We start from the raw sequence: 18,950 nt of genomic DNA, 5'->3' as shown, positions 1-18,950 counted from the left end.
GGCCCGGCGAGTGGCCCTGAGCACAGGATGCGCAGTACCCATGATTGTTTCTTTTTGTTTTAGAAAGCTTGTTTTTGCTCAGCTCTTGTCATCTTGTGTTCACTTGAAGCAGAGTGGTGCCGTCCGCAAGAACATGCACGATGTTCACAAGGAAAAATCAAGAAGGAGCACAATGCCCCGCTTGCCCTCTTCGAAACGCCTCGCAGGCCTGAGCCTCGCCTGCGTGGTGGCCACCTCGTCACTCGCCTTTTCCGCCACGGCGCCCGCGGCAGCGGTGACCGCCGCCGGCGTCGAAACCCTCAGCTCAGCAAACCTCTCCGTCGAGGTCTCCACGTCCTTCCCCCAGGTCCTGCGTTACACCGATGTAGCCAGCGGTGCCCGCTTGGACGGAACGCCGGCCCGACTTTCCACCATCACCGTCAACGGCACGGAACAGCGGGTCTCGGCAACGTCGTCGAAATCCGCCGGGAACGCCATGGACTACGTCCTGACTCTCCCGGACTTCGGCAACATCACGATCGATGCGCGGCTGTCCGTGGAGGGCAGCACAGTGTCTTTCAAGGTCACCGCCATCAACGACGCCGACGCGTTCCAGGTCAAGACCCTGCAACTGCCCCAGCTGACGCTGGTGTCCGTGACTTCTGGCCAGCCGGGAGCGCAGATCTCCACCGCCAACCTCTCGGTGGACCGGGCGAAGAGCGGCGATCTGTTCACGCCGGTCACTGCAGCCACTCCGCTCGACGCGGCGCCGAAGAGTTCGGCCTATGCCTTGGCCAACACCGCGGAACTCGCCGCGGCCATGGAATCCAATGCCCTGTACGACACCTCAGCCGGGCCGGGCAGCAAGGATCAGGGCCGCTTCTGGCGGCAGGCCGTGAACGACGGCGGCGCTGTCCGCATGGGCGTGTCCAGCGGCCAGTGGCTCTACCGGGCCGAAGGCTCACGCACCACCGAGGAACTCCCCTGGACCCGGGTGGCCATCACCGCCGATGCCAACGCCGACGGCGGGGTGGACTGGCAGGACGCGGCCATCGCGATGCGCTCCATCCAGGTGAAGGCCCACAAGGGCGAACAGACCCCGGACAACGTGGTCACCCATATCCCCTTCAACTTCGCCTCGCAGGCCACCCACCCGTTCTTGCGCACCCTTGACGACGTCAAGCGGATCTCGCTGGCCACGGACGGCCTGGGCCAGGTGGCGATGCTCAAGGGCTACACCTCCGAGGGCCACGACTCCGCCAATACCGATTACGGGAACAACTTCAACACCCGGGCGGGCGGCCTGGAAGACCTCAACAAGCTGGTGTCCGCCGGCAAGGAATGGAACGCGAAGTTCGGCGTCCACATCAACGCCACGGAAATCTACCCCGAGGCCAAGTCCTTCGCCGAGGACCTGCTGACGGCCAATAAATCCCTGGGCTGGAACTGGCTGGACCAGTCCTACTACATCAACCAGCGGCATGACCTGACCTCCGGGAAACTGGCCGAGCGCATCAAGGAACTCGCCGATGCCACGGACGACAACCTGGACTTCGTGTACGTGGACGTCTACTACGAATACGGATGGCTCGCCGAGCGCCTGCAGCAGGAACTCGTGAAGAACGGATTCCGTGTGGGCTCCGAATGGGCAGACAAGCTCTCCCGCAACAACACCTGGTCCCACTGGGCCAACGATGAAAACTACGGCGGAAGCAGCAACAAGGGCATCAACTCCCGGATCCTGCGCTTCATCAACAACAGCCAATCGGACGTCTGGAACCCCGACCCCAAGCTGGGCACCAGCCACATCGTGGAATTCGAAGGCTGGACGGGCCAAAACAACTACACCGCTTTCTACAAAAACATCTGGGAAGCCAACCTCCCCGCGAAGTTCCTGCAGCACCACCAGATCACCAAGTGGACTGATGACCGCATCGAGCTGGCCGGCGGCGTGTGGGTCACCGGCAACACTGCGGCCGAACGCAACATCACGGTGGGAGGGACGTCCGTGCTGAGCGGGGACAAGTACCTGCTTCCCTGGGCGTCCAAGAGCGGCGAAGCGACAGACAAGCTCTACCACTACAACCCCGCAGGCGGCAGCAGCACCTGGGCGCTGACTGACGCCTTCGGCAACGCCACGAAGCTGCAGCAGTTCAAGCTCACGGACAACGGCCGGGTCAAGGTCGCCGACGTTCCCGTGGTCAACGGCAAGGTCACCCTGGCCGCCGAGCCCGGGCAGCCCTACGTCCTGACGGCGGATCCCGCGGCGGTCAGCGTTCCCGCCGACTCCGCCTTCGGCGAGGGCACCCGTTTCATGGACCCGGGCTTCAACTCCAGCGATCTGGCCAAGTGGAATCCTTCCGGCAATGCCACGATCGTCCGCCATGCACTGGGCCACCGCTACGCTGAGCTGGGCGCCGGGACGGCCTCCGTGTCGCAGAAACTGCTCCCGTTCGAGTCCGGTACCTACTCCGTGAGCACCTTCGTGGAGATCGAACCGGGGAAGAAGCGCCCCACCACCCTTACGGTGGAGGTGCCGGGCGGCAAGAGCCAGTCCATCACGATCGACAGCTCCAATGCCCAGAACTACGTGGCGGCCGACGAAAAGACCGGCACCCGGTTCCAACGCGTCCGGGTCCTGGTGGATATCCCGCAGAACGGCATCCGGCCGACGGTACGCGTCACAGCCGGCGAAGGGACAGCCAAGGTCCGGCTGGATGACTTCCGTGCGGTCAAGACATCCCGTGTTGCCACCAACGGAGTCGTGGCCGAGGACTTCGAGAACGTGGACCAAGGCTGGGGTCCCTTCGTCAAGGGCAATGCCGGTGGCTCCACGGACCCGCGCACGCACATCACTGAACGCCACGAACCCTTCACCCAGAAGGGATGGCACACCAACGTGATCGACGAAGTGCTGGACGGCACCTGGTCCTTGATCGCCCACGACGAAAACCGTGCCCCGAACGGCGGTCCCGGCATGGTCTACCGCACCACGGAAGCCACGGTGCCGTTCCAGGCGGGCCGTAAGTATCGGATCTCCTTCGACTACCAGAACTCCAAGGACGGGCAGTACTCCTGGATGTCCGGCTACGACTCCCCGGCCGGTCCGGCCGTCACGGGGATCCAGCCGATCGCCAAGCAGACCACGACGGCGCGCTTCGAGCAGATCCTTGACGCCGGCTTCTGCGGGGACTACTTCGTAGGGCTGCAGCGCAGCGGCAGTTCCGGCGGCTCCGACTTCACCCTGGACAACTTCCTCGTGGAGGACCTGGGCGCGTCCGATGCCGTTCCCGCATGTGCCCAGCTGAGTGCCGCGCTCCAGGGCGATGTGATCGAACAGGGCAAGGCCCAGGACTTCGTGACCACCTTCGTCTCCGATGAACCGGCAGACATCAAGGACCTCACCCTGGAATTGACCCTCCCCGAGGGCTGGACCGCGACGCCGGCAAGCCCCGCCACCGCGGGCACGCTTCCGGCAGGCGGGCGGCTGGCCACCACCTGGAAACTGACGGCTCCCGCCTCCGCCGACGGCGCCTACCCGGTGAAGGCCACAGCCCGCTATAGCACCACCACGGATCCGGCCGGGGAACGGACCATCAGCACCACCACCACGGTGCGCACCCTGCCCAAGCCTCCGCAGGCAACCGTGTTCGCCAGCGACCACCCCTGGGTGAGCGCCACGAACGGCTGGGGTCCGGTGGAGAAGGACATGTCCAACGGTGAACAGGGCAGCGGCGACGGCAAGCCGCTGACACTGAACGGCACCGTTTTCGCCAAGGGCCTCGGCGCCCACGCCAACAGCACCATCCGCTACTACCTTGGCGGCTACTGCAGCACGTTCACCGCTGTGGTGGGAATCGATGACGCCCAGGCCAGCCGCGGCAGCGTGAAGTTCTCGGTGGTGGCGGACGGCACCACCAAGGTCACCACCCCGGTCCTCGGTGCCACGAGTGCTCCCCGGCCGCTCACGGTTGACGTCAGCGGCGCCCGGTATGTGGACCTCGTGGCCAACGACGCCGGCGACGGCAACGGCAACGACCACGCCGACTGGGCAGACGCCAAGTTCAGCTGCACACCTTAAAACAGCAACGCGGGGTCAGTTGCGGCCCATCCGAGGCATCGGAATGGGCCGCAACTGACCCCGCGTTTACGGTGACGGCTTAGACTGCGCGGACGCCGGCGCGCCAGACCGCGTGGGTCATCGGGATGCCGGGACGGTAAGCCAGGTGCGTGGCGGACGGTGCCTTGAGCATGTGCAGGTCCGCACGGTGCCCGACGGCGATCGAGCCCACCGCGCGCTCGCCGTCGACGTCCTTGCCGGTCTCGCGGCCCAAGGCCAGGGCACCGCCGTAGGTCGCGGCGCGGACGGCCTCGTGCACGCTCAGGCGCATCTGCAGCACCGCGGTGGTGACGCAGAAGGCCATGGAGCTGGTGTAGGAAGTGCCGGGGTTGCAGTTGGCGGCGAGCGCGATCTGCACTCCGGCGTCGATCAGCTCGCGGCCCGGGGCCAGCGGCTGGCGGGTGGAAAGGTCGCAGGCCGGCAGGCACGTGGCCACCGTACCGCGGGTACCCGTCCCGGCTGCGGCGTCCCAGCCCGCCCAAGTTCCGGCGAGCGCCTGGATGTCGGCGTCGGACAGGTAGTTCACGTGGTCCACGCTGGCCGCGCCGAACTCGACGGCGAGTTGCACGCCGGGGCCTTCGCCCAGCTGGTTGCCGTGCACGCGCAGGCCCAGGCCGGCGTTGCGTGCGGCGGTGAGGACGCGGCGGGACTGGTCTTCGTTGAAGGCGCCGCGTTCACAGAACACGTCCGCCCAGCGCACGTGCGGCAGGACAGCGTCGAGCATGGGCCCGCACACCAGTTCCGTGTACTCCTCCGGGTCCACGCCGGCCGGGACCAGGTGGGCGCCGAGGTAGGTGACCTCGTCCACCGTGGCGGCGGCGATCCGGGCGCTGCTCGCCTCGTGCTCCACGTCCAGACCGTAACCGGTCTTGCTCTCCAGGTACGTGGTGCCCTGGGACACGGCTTCGGCAACGCGTTCCCGGACGAGCCGGGTGAGTTCTTCTTCGCCGGCGGCACGGGTGGCTCCCATGGTCACGGCGATCCCGCCGGCGCTGTAGCTCTCCCCCGCCATGCGGGCTTCGAATTCGGCGGTACGGTCTCCGGCGAAGACCAGGTGCGAGTGCGAATCCACCCAGCCGGGCAGCACGGCGCGGCCTTCGGCGTCGACGGCGGCATCCGCGGCGGGTGCCTCCGATGCCGGACCGATCCACGAAATCCGCTCACCCTCGATCACGACGGCGGCATCACGCAGGACGCGGTGTTCGCGGTCCTGGGTCATGAGTTCGCCGATGTTATGGATCAGTGTGCTTGCGTGTCCGCTGGTGAGCCCCGTAGTCATGGATCAATTGTTCATCGGCGGACGGACCAGCGGGTGGCCGCCAACTCCGACGGTGTCCGGGATACCGGACTACTGCCGGAGGAATCCAGGATTGCCGCGGCCGCCAACTCGGCGATCGCGGACGAGGTCTGGAAGCCGTAGCCGCCTTGGCCGGCGAGCCAGAAGAAGCCGGGGGCCTCGGCGTCGAAGCCCACCACCGGCACGCCGTCGGCCGCCTCGGTGCGGAGCCCCGTCCAGGCCCGGTCCACCGATCGGATGCCAAGGGTGGTCAGCGAATTCAGCTGCTCCACGACCGCTTCGATGTCACCTGGCCGGGGCTTGGCGTCCTCGGGCCCGCTCGGCACTGTTTCGGCGGGCGAAACGAGCACCTGGCCGCCCTCGGCACGGAAGTACCAACGGTGCGCCGCTTCAGCGACCATCGGCGTGCCGGGCGGCAGCGGATGGTCCACGTTCACGACGGCGGCGGTGCGCCGGTAGGGCTGCAGCCCGATTTTCTCCACGCCGCTGAGGACGGCCAGTTCGTCGGCCCACGCACCGGCGGCATTGACCACGACGGCGGCGGCGAGCCCTTCGGTTCCCGCGCCGAGTTGCCAGGCGGAGCCGATGCGCTGGGCGGAGTGGACCCGGGCGCCGGTAATGATGTCGGCCCCGGCGGCTTCCGCGCGGCTGCGGTGGTCTTCCAGCAGGACCGGGGCGTTGCAGGCGAAGGAGCCGGTGTCCAGGCCGGCGTGGGTGAAGCCCTCAGGCCGGAGGACGGGGCAGAGCTCCAGCGCCTCGGCGTGCGTGATGGGGCGCATGTGCCCGCTGGCCTCGGCCTTCAGCTCTGTTTCGTCCCCCACCATCATGAAGGGCCGGGGCGTCAGGACCGGAACGTCCCGTCCGGCGTCGCGCTCTGCGATCAGTTCCAGCGTGCGGACGGTGAGTTCCTGCACGACGGCGGGCCCATAGCTGGGGATCAGCTGGCGCGCCGAACGGGAAGAGGTGTGGTAGGCGAGGGTCTGTTCCGCTTCCACGAGCGCCACGGAGCATTTGCCCGCGAGCGCGGACGCCAGGGACAGCCCGGCGACACCGCCGCCGACAATCACCACATCGTAATTCGAAGCCATCAGGCCATCTTGCCAGCCCGGCGCCTGACGCAGGTAGATGCCAGCGCAGGTAGATGCCAGCGCCGGTAGTTCAGCGCAGGTAGGCCAGTTCCGGGAAGTGCGCCATGTAGCCGTCCAACAAAGCGTGGGCCACCCGGACGGAATCCACCAGCGGGTGCATGGCGAAGGCACGGTAAGCGGCGTTGCGGGAACCGCCCAGCGCGGCTTCGATGGTGGCCCGCTCCACGGCCTTCACGGTGGTGACGAGGCCCGCGGCGTAGTCCGGAAGCGGCGCCGCGGGAAGCAACCGGATTCCGTCCGGGCCCAGCAGGCAAGGGGCTTCGATGACGGCGTCGTGGTCCAGGCCGGGCAGGGTGCCCGCGTTGGGCATGTTCAGGATCAGCCGCGCTTCGCTGCCTTCAGCGCCGCTGAGGGCACGCATGATTGACAGGGCGACCCCTTCATAGCCGCCGCCCTGCAGGTCCTCGGCGTCGCGCTCAAAGGTCCCGACGGCGTCGCGGTTTTCCGCCATGTACGTCTGCTCGCGGTCCATCCGGACCCGTTCCCAGCGCTGTAGCGCCGATTCCCTTTCAGAGGTGCCCGCGGCGTAGAACGCCGCCTGCTGCCGTTCGAGATAGGCCCCGCGGCTGGCGGCGGCTTCCTGTTCGGCCAGCAGGTTCTCGCGGCGGAAGTAGTAGTAGTGCAGGTACTCATTGGGCACCGCCCCGAGGGCTTGCAGCCAGGCCGCGCCGAACAGTTTGCCTTCCTCGAAGGATTCGACGGCGGCCGCATCCGCCAGGAGCTCCGGCAGGACGTCCGCGCCGTCCACCGTCAGACCGCGCAGCCAGCCCAGATGGTTGAGGCCGATGTAGTCGATTCCGACGTTGCCTGCGTAGATGTCCAGGCCCGGGAATCCCGCCGCGCCGAGCGCCCGCCGGGCCAGCCCTGCCGGGGAGTCGCAGATGCCTACCACCTTGCCCTGGAGCAAGGTGTTCAGAACCTCCGTGATGACCCCGGCGGGGTTGGTGAAGTTGATGAACCAGGCCTCGGGCGCGTGCTTGCGCACGGCTCCGGCGATCCGCACCGCCACAGGGATGGTCCGCAGCGCGTAGGAGATGCCGCCCGCGCCCACGGTTTCCTGGCCGATGACGCCGTGCTCCAGGGCGATCCGCTCGTCGGCGGCCCGGCCGGCCATGCCGCCCACCCGGATCGCCGAGAAGATGAAGTCGCTGCCCGGCAGTGCCTCGGCCAGCCCGGTGAACAGCCGCACCCGCGGCGCGTCCGGCATGCCGGATGCCTGCTCCTCCAGGACGCTCGCGACCACGGCCAGCCGTCCGGCGTCGTGGTCCCACAACCGCAGTTCGGTGACGCGCCCGGGCCGCCGGTCCTTCAGCAGGGCTGAATAGACCAGCGGAACCCGGAACCCGCCACCGCCCAGCAGTGTGAGGATCATGGCCGTGTCAGAGTCCGGCAGCCTGGCCCGCGGACGAGTTCACGGCGTCCCGGCTTTTCACGAACGCCTGCACGCAGGCCTCCACGTCCTCGGGACTGTGGGCCGCGGAGAGCTGTACGCGGATGCGGGCAGCGCCCTTCGGGACCACCGGGTAGCTGAACGCTGTGACGAACACGCCGTGTTCGAGCATCTCGGCGGCCACCTTCGCGGCGGCCACGGCGTCCCCGAACATGACCGGCACAATGGCGTGTTCGCCGTCGAGCAATTCGAAGCCTTCCTCGCTCATCCGGCGGCGGAACAGCGCGGCGTTGTCGAAGAGCTTGGTGCGGAGTTCACCGGAGCCCTGGACCAGCTCAAGGGCCTTGAGCGTGGCGGCCACGATGGCCGGGGCCAGCGAGTTGGAGAACAGGTACGGGCGGGCCTTCTGGCGGAGCATCGCCACGATTTCGGCGCGGCCGGAGACGTAACCGCCTGACGCGCCGCCCAGGGCCTTGCCGAAGGTACCGGTGTAGATGTCCACGCGGTCACTGACGCCGGCGTGTTCGGGAGTGCCCGCGCCCGTGGCACCCATGAAGCCGACGGCGTGGGAGTCGTCCACCATCACCAAGGCGTCGTGCTTTTCGGCGAGATCGCAGATGGCCGCGAGCGGGGCGAGGTAGCCGTCCATCGAGAACACACCGTCCGTGACGATGATCTTGCGCCGGGAGCCTGCGGCCTCAAGGAGCTTGGCTTCGAGGTCCGCCATGTCCTGGTTGGCGTAGCGGAAGCGCTTGGCCTTGCTCAGGCGGATGCCGTCGATGATCGAGGCGTGGTTGAGCGAGTCCGAGATGATGACGTCTTCGGGGCCGAAGAGCGATTCGAACACGCCGCCATTGGCGTCGAAGCAGCTGGAGAACAGGATGGTGTCCTCGGTGCCAAGGAATTCCGAGACCTTCTTCTCCAGTTCCAGGTGGAGGTCCTGGGTGCCGCAGATGAAGCGCACGGAGGCCATGCCGAAGCCGCGCTCGTCCATGGCGGACTTGGCGGCGGCGATGATGTCCGGGTGGTCTGCCAGGCCGAGGTAGTTGTTGGCGCAGAAGTTCAGCACCTGCCGGGACGGCTCACCGAGGGGGCCGGCGGCGATGTGGCTGGCCTGCGGGGAATCGATGTGGCGTTCGCTCTTGAAGAGTCCGGCGCTGCGGATCTCGTCCAGTTCGCCCTGCAGCTGGTCTTTGATCGAGGTGTACAAGGGATCTCCTTAGATTTCGGTCCAGTCGAGGACGACCTTGCCGCCGGTTCCGCCGCGGGCGATCTCGAAGCCCTTCTCCCAGTCCGTGGCGGACAGCTTGTCCGTGACGACGGCGGAGATGTTGCGGTGCAGTGCGGGGTTGGAGGACAGCATGGCGCTCATGGCATACCAGGTTTCGAACATCTCGCGTCCGTAGATGCCCTTGAGGGTAAGCATGTGGGTGACCACCTTGCCCCAGTCGATGTCGATCGACTGGCTGGGCAGGCCGAGCATGGCAATGCGTCCGCCGTGGTTCATGTTGTCGATCATCTCAGGCAGGGCCGTGGGATGTCCCGACATTTCCAGGCCGATATCGAAGCCTTCGCGCATGCCCAGTTCCTTCTGGGCCTCGCTGATGCGCATCTTGGAAACGTCGACGGCGAGGTCCACTCCCATGGTCCGTGCCAGTTCCAGCCGGGATGCGGAAACGTCGGTGATGGCGATCTTGCGGGCGCCGGCATGGCGGGCGACGGCGATCGCCATGAGGCCGATCGGTCCGGCGCCGGTGATGAGCACGTCTTCGCCCACGAGCGGGAAGCTGAGGGCGGTGTGCACGGCGTTGCCGAAGGGGTCGAATATGGCGCCGAGTTCCGGAGTGACGGAAGGATCGTGGTGCACCCAGACGTTGGTTTCCGGGATGACGACGTATTCGGCAAACGCGCCGTCGCGCTGGACGCCGACGGATACGGTGTGGATGCACATCTGGCGGCGGCCCGCGCGGCAGTTGCGGCAAATGCCGCAGACCACGTGGCCTTCGCCCGACACCCTGTCCCCGACCTTGACGTCGCGGACGTCTTCGCCGACGGCCACGACCTCGCCGTAGAACTCGTGGCCGGCGATGAGCGGGGTTTCGATGATGCTTTGCGCCCAGGCGTCCCAGGACTGGATGTGCAGGTCGGTGCCGCAGATGCCGGTGGTCATCACGCGGATCTTGACGTCGCCCGGGCCGGCCTCGGGCTCGGGCCGGTCGACGAGTTCGAAGCCGGCGTGCGGGCCGGACTTGTAGAGAGCCTTCATGGTTCCCATTACAAGCCCTGCAATGACTTAGAACAAGCTCAAGTATCTCACTCAATAGTTTAGGAATTGCTACACCATTAGCCCTGGGGGACCACAACGTCGCGTCATCCCGCCGGAAAGGCTTGAATCCGCTTTGGTATACCAAATATGGTGGTGGGTACACCGGCGTCGCCTGTTGTCCCAAGGGCGGCGCCTTCCCCAAGGAGTAACCATGTGCTTGCATGACCACAGCAGTGCAGCTGTCCCGTCCGCTGCCCCCTCGCGCCGCGGAGTCCTCGCCAGCGCGGCCGCACTGGCCGGTATTTCCGCGGCCGGCATCGCCGCCCAACTCGGCTCGGCACCCGCGGCCCAGGCCGCCGAACCACCCGCCGGACCGAACTACCACGGCCGCCCCGCCACCCCCGGCGCCGTCATCATCGAGGGTGGCACCATCGTGGACCCGCTTACCGGAGACGCGATCGAAGACGGCGTCCTGGTGCTCGACGGCGGCAAGGTCACCGCCGTCGGTACCCGCGACGCCACCCGGAAGGCCGTGGCCGACGTCGCCGGCCGTGCCACCGTGCTGAACGCCTCCGGCCGCTGGGTCACCCCGGGCCTGGTGGATGCGCATGTCCACGCCAACGCCCTTTCCGACGCCCGGATCCTGCTGCAGGGCGGCGTCACCGCCTTCCGCAGCGGTTCCAGCAGCTTCTACCAGGACGTCGCCCTCGCCGCCCTGCCCGGCTGGGTGCCGGGTGCTTCCCCGCGCGTCCGCCCGGCCGGTCTGTTCATCTCGCCCGAGCAGGGCGATTCGATCCTGGCCGACCCGGACCTCGCTCCCCTGGCCGCCCTCAAGAACGGCATCACCGATCCGCAGGACCTGGCCTACCTGACCCGCGTCAACCTCGCCCGCGGCGCCGAAGTCATCAAGACCCGCGCCAATCCGCGCGCCGGGCTCCCGGAGCAGGATCCCCGCGAACTGGTCTACGACGTCGAGCAGCTCTCCGCCGTGGTCAAGGCCGCCCGCGGCGCCGGCGTTCTCTGCCATGCGTACAGTGCCGAAGGCATTGACGGCGCCGTCCGCGCCGGCGTCGCCAGCATCGAGCACGGTGTGTTCGTCTCGGAGCAGACCATCGCCGAGATGGTCCGCCGCGGCACCCACTTCACCCCCACCATGGACGCGATCTCCAGCATGGCCCGCTCCAGCAACCCGGTCCTCGCCGCCCGCGGCAAGGAGTACACGCCCATCCACAAGGCTGCCGTCAAGGCCGCCCACGAGGCGGGCGTGACGATCGTTGCCGGCACGGACTCCTTCGGAAACGACGTCACCCCGCTGGGCGTCGAAGTCCGCCTCCTGAACGAAGCCGGACTTTCCCCGCTGGAAGCCATGCGCGCGGCCACCACCTATTCCGCCCGCCTGCTGGGCTGGGAAGGCCGCGCCGGCCGCCTCGTGGCGGGCGGCTTCGCGGACGCCGTCGTGGTGGATGCCGACCCGCTGAGCGACGGAAGCGCCCTCGAAAAGGTGCGTGCCGTCGTCGCGCAGGGCGTCGTGGTGCGCAACGAGCTCTAAGCGCCCCCTTCCTTAAGCGCGAACGTACACTTGCGGCCCCGGAATCGCTGATTTCGGGGCCGCAGCTGTACGCTCGCGCACGTTGACGGTTGAGCGAACCCTTCACCGAGTGGGCGCACGCTTTAGGATTGGCTTATGGATGTCCGCCAGCTCCAAGTGCTGCGTGAACTCGGCGAACTGGGCAGCGTCAAAGCCGTTGCCGAAGCCATGATGGTCACGCCCTCCGCCGTCTCGCAGCAGCTCACGCTCCTCCAGCGCAGCGCCGGGGTGCCCCTCACCCGCAAGGAAGGCCGCAACCTGGTCCTCACCGACGCGGGCCAAGTGCTCGCGGACGCCGGCGGCGCCGTCATCCGCGCCATGGCCGACGCGCACGCGGCGATCGGCGGCTACCACGACGATCCGGCCGGCACCGTGTCCGTCAGTGCTTTCCACAGCGCCGGGCAGGCGATTTTCGGCCGCCTTGCCGCGCGGCTCGCTTCCGAAACAACGGACGACGGCGGTGTGCCCCGTCTCCGCTTGGCCGACGAGGACGTTCCGCAGCAGGGCTTTCCCGCGCTCACCGCCCGCTACGACATCGTGCTCGCCCACCGCATGGCGCACAGCGAGGACTGGCCGGCGGACCGGATCCTGGTGCTGCCGCTCGCGGAAGAACCTTTCGACGTCGCACTCCCGGCCACGCACCCGCTGGCAGTCAAGGACTCACTCACGCCGTCCGACGTCGCCGGTGAAAGCTGGGTCTCCAGCCGCCCGGGCTACTCTCCCGCGGATGTGCTGGCCGCCGTCGCCGCGGTGGCGAGCCGGGCGCCGCACATCGCGCACCGGGTCAACGATTACGCCACAGTCGCCGCCGTGGTGGCCGGCAGCGGCGTGCTCGGGCTGCTTCCCCGGCACACCGCCGCCGCGGCGGCACTCTCGCAGGGCGTGGTGCTCAGGCCGCTTGAGGGCATTGCCACCCGGCGCCGCATCGACATGCTGATCCGTCCCGAGAACGCACGGCGCCAGGCGGTCCAGCACGTCGCCGGGTTGCTGCGGGAGGTCGTGGACAAGCTGGTGTCCACCCCCGCCTGACAACGGCTCAGCTGCTCGGCACGCGCGCCGGCTGCCCGTCCTCGAAGTACTCCAGCAGTGCGGCAGGCAGCTCCGGTACCTCGCGGGCACCGCCATCGGACCGCAGCGATTCCGCGGCGAGCACCCCGGCTGCGACGGCCTGGCGGGCGGCGACCGGCGAGGTCTGGGTGGGTCCGCCGTCGGCCGCGAAGCGCAGGAACTCGGCGATCAGGCGCGGGTCGGCGCCGCCGTGACCTCCCTCGCCGTCCTGGATGGTGATGACCTCCTCCGGTTCTGCGTAACCCAGGGTGCGCGTGGTCCAGACGCCGATCCGCTCCCCCGGGCCGTCGCCGAAGTTCTCGATCCGGCCCTTGGTACCAATCACGGTGTAGTTCCGCCAGTAGTCCGGCGTGAAGTGGCACTGCTGGTAGGACGCGAGCACGCCATTGTCCAGCACCATGTTCATCATGGAGATGTCCTCGACATCGATGTGCTCGGCCAGCCCGTGCTGTTCGGCCGGCGGCCAGTTGTCCAGGGAGAACCACTCGCCCATGCGCTTGGCGCTGTTGTCGCTGCGGTCCGTCACCGCGCCGTACACGGCGAGGTCCCCGACGGCGGACACCCGCCTGGTGTAGCCGTTCGCCAGCCAGTGGATGACGTCGATGTCGTGCGCGCCTTTTTGCAGCAGCAGGGACGTGACGTTCTTCTGCTCGGAATGCCAGTCCTTGAAGTAGTAGTCCCCGCCGTGGCCCACGAAGTGCCGGCACCACACGGCCTTGACCTCGCCGATGGTGCCTTGCTCGATCAGCTGGCGCATCTGCACCACCACGGGCATGTGGCGCATGTTGTGGCCCACGTAGAGCCGGGTGCCGCTGTCGTAGGCGGCCTGCAGGATGGAATCGGCGGCCTCGATGGTGATGTCCAGCGGCTTTTCGCAGAAGGTGGGAATGCCCGCCTTGAGCGTGCGGACCGCGACGGCGGCGTGCTGGCTGTCCGGGGTGAGCACCAGGACAGCGTCGATGCCGCTGTCGATCAGCTCCTGGAGGTCACCTGTCACCTTTGCGGTGGGGATCCGCCCGGCGGCGTCGGCCCGGCCGCGTTCGCTGGTGTCGCAGACGATTGTCACCTCCGAACCCTGCCCCGGCTTGTGCGCGTGGCGCCACAGCCCCGCGCGCAGGCCGAAGCCCACCACGCCGATCTTCATGTCTTCGCTTCCCATGTCCTTCTCTCTGTTCTCAATAAAGTCTGTCGTTGTCAGCGCGGCGCGGGACCTTCGCTGCGGTGCGGCGCCTCAAGCGCGGTGCGGCGCCGATTCGCGGACGAAGAGCTGCCACGGGAAGTCCAGGACCTCCGGTTCCCGGGTGCCGCCGTCGACCGCCCGTTTCAGCAGCAGCCGGGCCACCCGCTCGAAGAAGTCCACCGGGCCCACCGTGCTCAGCGACGGTGTCATCCGTTCTCCCTCGATCGCGTTGCCGACGCCGATGATGTCCACGTCCCGGCCCACGGTCAGCCCCAGCCGCTGCGCGGCATTGACGGCGCTCATGGCGGCATAGTCGGAGGTGGCGTACAGGGCGGTGGGCCGGTCTTCGCCGGACAGCAGGCGCATCGTGGCCGCATAGGCGCCGGTGGTGGTGCCGTCGAACGTGCCTACGAAGTCCTCGTTCAGCGCGATGCCGGCGCCGGCGAGCGCCGAGGTGTAGGCCTCGTAGCGGCGCCCGGCAGGCGGGGTCCCGCCGCGGGCGGGAACCAGGCAGCCCACTTTGCGGTGGCCCGCCAGCAGGTGTTGCATCGCTAGGGCGCAGCCGGGGCCCGCCACGGAACGGATCACGTCGAAGCCCTCGGCCCCGAGCTCTTCGTCGAACACCACCAGGGTGGTGCCCCGGGCGGCCAATCCTTCCAAGGCCCCGCGTTGCTCCGGCCTGACGGCGTCCACGAACACGGCATCGGCGTCGTGGCTCTGCAGCACCTTCACCCAATCGGCATCGCCAAGGATCATCGGCGTGATCCCCAAGGGGGCGGCAACCCGCTGCACGGCCTCGATCACGGACAGGGACCAGGGGTCCGAGAGCATGGTCAGGGACAGGATCACGGTGTTGGTGCGCCCGGTCCGGATGGCCCGGGCCGCCTGGTTGGGGCGGTAGCCCAGGCGTTCGGCCGCGGCGCGCACGCGCTCCACGGTGATATCCGAAACGCCCGGCCCGCCTTCGCCCCGGCGGCCCGACATCACATAGGACACCGTGGCCGTGGAAACACCCGCCTCCGCGGCGACCATGCGGATGGTCGGGCGTGTTCCGCTGCCTGCTGTCCTGGCCATGCTCTCCCCCTTCACTTTCGCTGCAGCCCCAGTCTGCCCTGCTGCGGCCGGCTAGGCGCGGAAGACCGGGACGTCAGCCGGCAGAGCCGCCTGGTACTCGTCGCGGATCTTGTCGCCGCCTTCGGACTTCCAGCGCTTGACCGCGGCCTCCAGTTCGGAGATTTTCGCCCGCCCGGTGATGATGTCCACCACCTTGTCCCGCAGCTGCTTGGTGATCTTGGCGCCCACCTTGGAGTTGGTGTCCGAGTACGTGCCGTTCGTGGGGTTGCGCCAGGCCATCTCCAGGAGCTTCTTCTGCTGTTCGTTGATGTACTTGGTGTCGTCGTCGAAGCCCGGGTTGAAGATGACGTTCTCCGGGCTGGACATGATGTTCAGGGCGGAGACCAGGCCCGGCAGGTTGGTGGAGCCGGACTCCGTGAGCTGCGGATTGCCCTTGGCGTCCAGGGTGTAGTCCTTGCCCACCTCGCCGAAGTTCTTCTGCATGTACTCCACCGTGCCGAACGGCGCGGACAGGTAGTTGATGAGCGCCAGGAGCTCGCGGATCTTTCCTTCATCCGCTTTCTTGAACGGGGTGAAGCCCACGGTTCCGTAGCCCATGTCATAGGTGGGCTTGACCTTGCCGTCCGCGCTGAACGGCACCAGGATGTCGAACGCCTGGTCCTTGTTGAACGCCCGGTAAGCCTTGATGTCGTGCGGGCCCACCAGCACCTGGCCGGCCACGCTGCCGTTGGCCACCCGGTTGCGCATGTCCGGGACATTGGTGTCCGGGTAGAAGACCCCGGCGGCGAACATCTTGGCCGTGAATTCGACGCCGGCGGCGTATTCCTCGGTTTCGAACAGGTGCGTCAGGGTGCGGTCCTTGTTGACCGCCCAGGAGTTGGGTGCGCCGAACCACTCGGTGACCATGTGCAGGATGTTGATGTAGGCCGGTTCCAGAGCGTACTTGCGTTCGGCCGGGCGGGTGAGCTCCTTGGCCTTCTCCAGGAACTCCTCGGCCGAGGTGGCGGTCAGACCGCCTACCTTCTCCCAGACATCGCGGCGGCCGGACATGATCTGCCCGAAGGGGGTGCTCGGGATGGGCGCGCCCCAGATCTTGCCGTTCACGACGGCGGTCTTCCAGGAATCCGGCTTGAGTGCGGCCAGATTGGGGTACTCGAGCACGGCGTCACCGGAGAGGTACTTGGTGAGGTCCTGGAACTTGGCCTCGAGCATGGGCCCGACGTTCGGGATGCCCTGGTTCGGCGGCACCCACATCATGTCCGGCAGGTCGTCGCTGGCCAGGACGGTGGCGAACTTGGCCGGGTAGCCGTCGCCGATGTCCTCGGCGATCTGCAGTTCCAGCTCCCCTCCGAGCTTGGCGTTCAGGCGCTGCCAGAAGGGGTTGTCCTTCATGCCGGGGCTCATGGTTTCGAAGGTCTCGGTGAGGCCGGTGACCTTGCCCTTGAGCGGGGCGTCCTTGACGGAGGTAACGCCTTCGGGAAGCTTGAAGAACGCAGCCTGCAGGCCCTTGGAATTGCCGGCGAGGTCGGCGGTGACCCCGGTGAATTCCTTGTAGGTGGGGAGCTTGACCCCGGCGGAGGCGGCAGCTCCGCCGCTTCCGCCGGAGGTGCCGCCGCCACCGCAGGCGGCAAGGCCCGCCGTCGTGACCGCAAGTCCGGCCAGGCCGAGGAAGCCGCGCCGGCTGAAGCCGGTGTTGCGTGGTGCACTCATCTGTTCATGCCTTTCGATTGGGTATGGACAATTCGGAAGAAACTCAGCCCTTCACCGCGCCGGTGAGGACGCCCTTGGTGAAGTGCTTCTGGAGGAAGGGATAGACCAGCAGGATCGGGACCAGTGCCACCACCACGACCGCCATCTGGATGGACTGGCTGGGCGGCACCGAGGAGATGCCCAGGCCGTCGGCGGCGCCGGATCCCTGGACCACGAAGTTGCGCAGCAGCAGCTGGATGGGCCATTTGCTGTGGTCGTTGATGTAGAGCAGGGCGTTGAAGAAGGAGTTCCAGAACCCCACCGCATAGAACAGCCCGACGACGGCGATCACCGCCTTGGAGAGCGGCATGACGATGCGCCACAGGATGGTCCAGTCGGAGGCGCCGTCGATGCGGGCGCTTTCGATGAGTTCCTGCGGGATGTTCATGAAGAAGGAGCGCATCACTACGAAGTTGAAGGCGCCGAAGATGCCCGGCAGGATCAGCGACCACAGGCTGTCCAGGAGGCCCAGTTCCTTGATCATCAGGAAGGACGGGATGAGGCCCGGGGCGAAGAGCAGCGTGAAGAGCACCGCGAGGACCACCGGACGGCCGAACAGCACGGGCCTGCTGGTGGCGTAGGCCATGGTGATGGTGACGAACAAGGCCAGGATGGTCCCGACGATCGTCACGAAGGCGCTGACCCCCAGCGAGTTCAGCACCATGGGGCCCTTGAAGATGGTTTCGTAGGCTTCCAGGGTGGGCCGTTCGGGCCACAGGACGAAGCCGCCGGCCTGGGCCAGCTGTTCCTTGTCCGCCAGGGAGGTGGAGACGACCAGCAGGATCGGCACGATGATCGACGCACTGAACAGGAGCAGCACGAGGGTCTTGATGGTCTGGTAGAGCGGCGAGGGCCGTTCCTTCCAGACGGGACGCTTCGGGGAGAATGCGCGCTTGGGGGAAAGTGTGGTTGCCATGCTCAGCCGACTTTCTTTGCGAAGATGCCGTCCTCGCCGAAACGGTGGGCGAGTTTGTTGGCGGCGTAGATCAGCAGGGCGCTGACCACGCCCTTGGCCAGGCCGGCCGCGGCACCGGAGCTCCAGCCGCCGCCGACCACGCCCGTGTAATACGTGAAGGTGTCCAGGACCTCGGCGGCCCCGGCGCCCACCGCGTCCCTCTGCAGGATGAACTGCTCGAAGCCCACGGAGAGGATGTCCCCGATCCGCAGGATCAACAGCAGGACGATCACAGAACGCAGTCCCGGGAGCGTGATGTGCCACATCCGGCGCCAGCGTCCGGCGCCGTCGGCTGCTGCGGCCTCATACAGGGAGGCGTCGATGCTGGCCAGTGCCGCGAGGAAGATGATCATCGCCCAACCGGCGTCCTTCCAGATCATCTGGACCACCACCAGGATGGGGAAGGTGTCCGGGTTGGTCATGAACGGGACGGGATCCATGCCGAATTGCCGGAGTGTGTTGTTCACGAAGCCGGCACCGCCGAGCATCTGCTGGAAGAGCGCGATGACCAGGACCCAGGACAGGAAGTGCGGCAGGTACGCGATGCTTTGGAAGACCCGGCGGACGCGGGTGCTGATCAGCGAGTCGACAATCAGCGCCAGGACCAAGGGCACGGGGAACAGGAACACCAGCTGCCATGCGGCCAGGTAGAGGGTGTTCCAGAACGCCCGCAGGAAGTCCGGGTTGGCGAACAGGTCCACGAAGTTCTGCCAGCCCACCCACATGCTGTCCCCGATGCCGAGGAACGGCTGGTAATCCTGGAAGGCGATGACGTTGCCCAGGATCGGGATGTAGAAGAACAGCAGCAGGAAGACGACGCCCGGAACCATCATCAGCAGCATCTGCTTGTCACGGCGCAGGCGTGAGCGGAAGCTCTTCCTTCCCGGCCTCGCCGCGTCCTTCGTCACCGTGCGGCCACCGGGGCGGCGGCCCCTTGCACCCGCCTGCGCGTCATCCGCTTCCGGCAGTACCGGGGGCGCTTCCGCCGTGGAATTCATGGAGTCTCCTCAGTGCCTGTGATTCAGGCCACGTTCGTTAACCGTTTAACAAACCATAAGTGACGCCAGACACCTTTGCAAGAAAATGATTGAAACTGCGTGAAAAAGTACGGTTTCATCCACCGCCGAGTCGGCGGT

General features: G+C 67.3%; 13 protein-coding genes. 3 read left to right on the top strand and 10 right to left on the bottom strand.

Features of this window, described 5'->3' with window-relative positions; genetic code table 11:
• Positions 1–172: 172 nt before the first annotated feature.
• Complete coding sequence (locus BIU82_RS17925; protein WP_070350824.1) at positions 173–4,060, top strand: endo-alpha-N-acetylgalactosaminidase family protein; 3,888 nt, start codon at positions 173–175, stop codon at positions 4,058–4,060.
• Positions 4,061–4,139: 79 nt separating this feature from the next.
• Here the strand turns inward: BIU82_RS17925 and hutI are convergent, their stop codons facing one another.
• From hutI to tdh, 5 genes are all read right to left on the bottom strand, one after another.
• Entirely contained in the window at positions 4,140–5,378 is a 1,239-nt protein-coding gene (gene hutI, locus BIU82_RS17920; protein ID WP_070350823.1) for an imidazolonepropionase, read from the bottom strand.
• Positions 5,379–5,389: 11 nt separating this feature from the next.
• A complete protein-coding gene (locus BIU82_RS17915) occupies positions 5,390–6,484 on the bottom strand; it encodes an FAD-binding oxidoreductase (RefSeq protein ID WP_070350822.1) in 1,095 nt (364 codons plus the stop codon).
• A gap of 70 nt (positions 6,485–6,554) precedes the next feature.
• On the bottom strand, positions 6,555–7,916 hold the full coding sequence (locus BIU82_RS17910; RefSeq protein ID WP_070350821.1) for a 6-phospho-beta-glucosidase: 1,362 nt from the start codon (positions 7,914–7,916) through the stop codon (positions 6,555–6,557).
• 7 nt (positions 7,917–7,923) lie between these two features.
• Positions 7,924–9,144 carry a glycine C-acetyltransferase gene (locus BIU82_RS17905; protein ID WP_070350820.1) on the bottom strand — a complete coding sequence of 407 codons (1,221 nt, stop codon included), beginning with the start codon at positions 9,142–9,144 and terminating at the stop codon, positions 7,924–7,926.
• Between the two features lie 9 nt (positions 9,145–9,153).
• Positions 9,154–10,200 (bottom strand): L-threonine 3-dehydrogenase, encoded by a 1,047-nt coding sequence (gene tdh, locus BIU82_RS17900; protein ID WP_070350942.1) that lies wholly within the window; start codon positions 10,198–10,200, stop codon positions 9,154–9,156.
• 211 nt (positions 10,201–10,411) lie between these two features.
• On the opposite strand from tdh, the gene BIU82_RS17895 reads away from it, so the two are divergent.
• A complete protein-coding gene (locus tag BIU82_RS17895; protein WP_070350819.1) occupies positions 10,412–11,749 on the top strand; it encodes an amidohydrolase family protein in 1,338 nt (445 codons plus the stop codon).
• A 135-nt stretch (positions 11,750–11,884) separates the two neighbouring features.
• On the top strand, positions 11,885–12,817 hold the full coding sequence (locus BIU82_RS17890; RefSeq protein ID WP_070350818.1) for a LysR family transcriptional regulator: 933 nt from the start codon (positions 11,885–11,887) through the stop codon (positions 12,815–12,817).
• Positions 12,818–12,824: 7 nt separating this feature from the next.
• Here BIU82_RS17890 and BIU82_RS17885 read toward each other — a convergent pair whose 3' ends face one another.
• The 5 genes from BIU82_RS17885 to BIU82_RS17865 all read right to left on the bottom strand — a co-directional run bounded on the left by BIU82_RS17885 (position 12,825) and on the right by BIU82_RS17865 (position 18,812).
• Positions 12,825–14,015 carry a Gfo/Idh/MocA family oxidoreductase gene (locus BIU82_RS17885; protein ID WP_070350817.1) on the bottom strand — a complete coding sequence of 397 codons (1,191 nt, stop codon included), beginning with the start codon at positions 14,013–14,015 and terminating at the stop codon, positions 12,825–12,827.
• Between the two features lie 72 nt (positions 14,016–14,087).
• A complete protein-coding gene (locus BIU82_RS17880; protein WP_070350816.1) occupies positions 14,088–15,110 on the bottom strand; it encodes a LacI family DNA-binding transcriptional regulator in 1,023 nt (340 codons plus the stop codon).
• 51 nt (positions 15,111–15,161) lie between these two features.
• Complete coding sequence (locus BIU82_RS17875) at positions 15,162–16,820, bottom strand: sugar ABC transporter substrate-binding protein (protein WP_070350815.1); 1,659 nt, start codon at positions 16,818–16,820, stop codon at positions 15,162–15,164.
• Positions 16,821–16,863: 43 nt separating this feature from the next.
• Entirely contained in the window at positions 16,864–17,775 is a 912-nt protein-coding gene (locus tag BIU82_RS17870) for a carbohydrate ABC transporter permease (RefSeq protein WP_070350814.1), read from the bottom strand.
• Positions 17,776–17,777: 2 nt separating this feature from the next.
• The gene (locus tag BIU82_RS17865) at positions 17,778–18,812 is read right to left on the bottom strand and encodes an ABC transporter permease subunit (protein WP_070350813.1); all 1,035 of its coding nucleotides are present in this window, start codon (positions 18,810–18,812) and stop codon (positions 17,778–17,780) included.
• Positions 18,813–18,950 lie beyond the last annotated feature (138 nt).

The sequence above is a fragment of the Arthrobacter sp. SW1 genome (assembly GCF_001766675.1).
In the GTDB taxonomy this organism is placed as follows: Bacteria; Actinomycetota; Actinomycetes; order Actinomycetales; family Micrococcaceae; genus Arthrobacter.
Note: the sequence above shows the minus strand (reverse complement) of the source record. Positions and strands in the feature narration are given on the sequence as shown.

Coding starts and splice junctions, on each gene's coding strand:
- BIU82_RS17925 (WP_070350824.1), top strand. CDS start 173: ATGCCCCGCTTGCCCTCTTCGAAACGCCTCGCAGGCCTGAGCCTCGCC.
- hutI (WP_070350823.1), bottom strand. CDS start 5,378: ATGACTACGGGGCTCACCAGCGGACACGCAAGCACACTGATCCATAAC.
- BIU82_RS17915 (WP_070350822.1), bottom strand. CDS start 6,484: ATGGCTTCGAATTACGATGTGGTGATTGTCGGCGGCGGTGTCGCCGGG.
- BIU82_RS17910 (WP_070350821.1), bottom strand. CDS start 7,916: ATGATCCTCACACTGCTGGGCGGTGGCGGGTTCCGGGTTCCGCTGGTC.
- tdh (WP_070350942.1), bottom strand. CDS start 10,200: ATGAAGGCTCTCTACAAGTCCGGCCCGCACGCCGGCTTCGAACTCGTC.
- BIU82_RS17895 (WP_070350819.1), top strand. CDS start 10,412: ATGTGCTTGCATGACCACAGCAGTGCAGCTGTCCCGTCCGCTGCCCCC.
- BIU82_RS17890 (WP_070350818.1), top strand. CDS start 11,885: ATGGATGTCCGCCAGCTCCAAGTGCTGCGTGAACTCGGCGAACTGGGC.
- BIU82_RS17885 (WP_070350817.1), bottom strand. CDS start 14,015: ATGGGAAGCGAAGACATGAAGATCGGCGTGGTGGGCTTCGGCCTGCGC.
- BIU82_RS17880 (WP_070350816.1), bottom strand. CDS start 15,110: ATGGCCAGGACAGCAGGCAGCGGAACACGCCCGACCATCCGCATGGTC.
- BIU82_RS17875 (WP_070350815.1), bottom strand. CDS start 16,820: ATGAGTGCACCACGCAACACCGGCTTCAGCCGGCGCGGCTTCCTCGGC.
- BIU82_RS17870 (WP_070350814.1), bottom strand. CDS start 17,775: ATGGCAACCACACTTTCCCCCAAGCGCGCATTCTCCCCGAAGCGTCCC.
- BIU82_RS17865 (WP_070350813.1), bottom strand. CDS start 18,812: ATGAATTCCACGGCGGAAGCGCCCCCGGTACTGCCGGAAGCGGATGAC.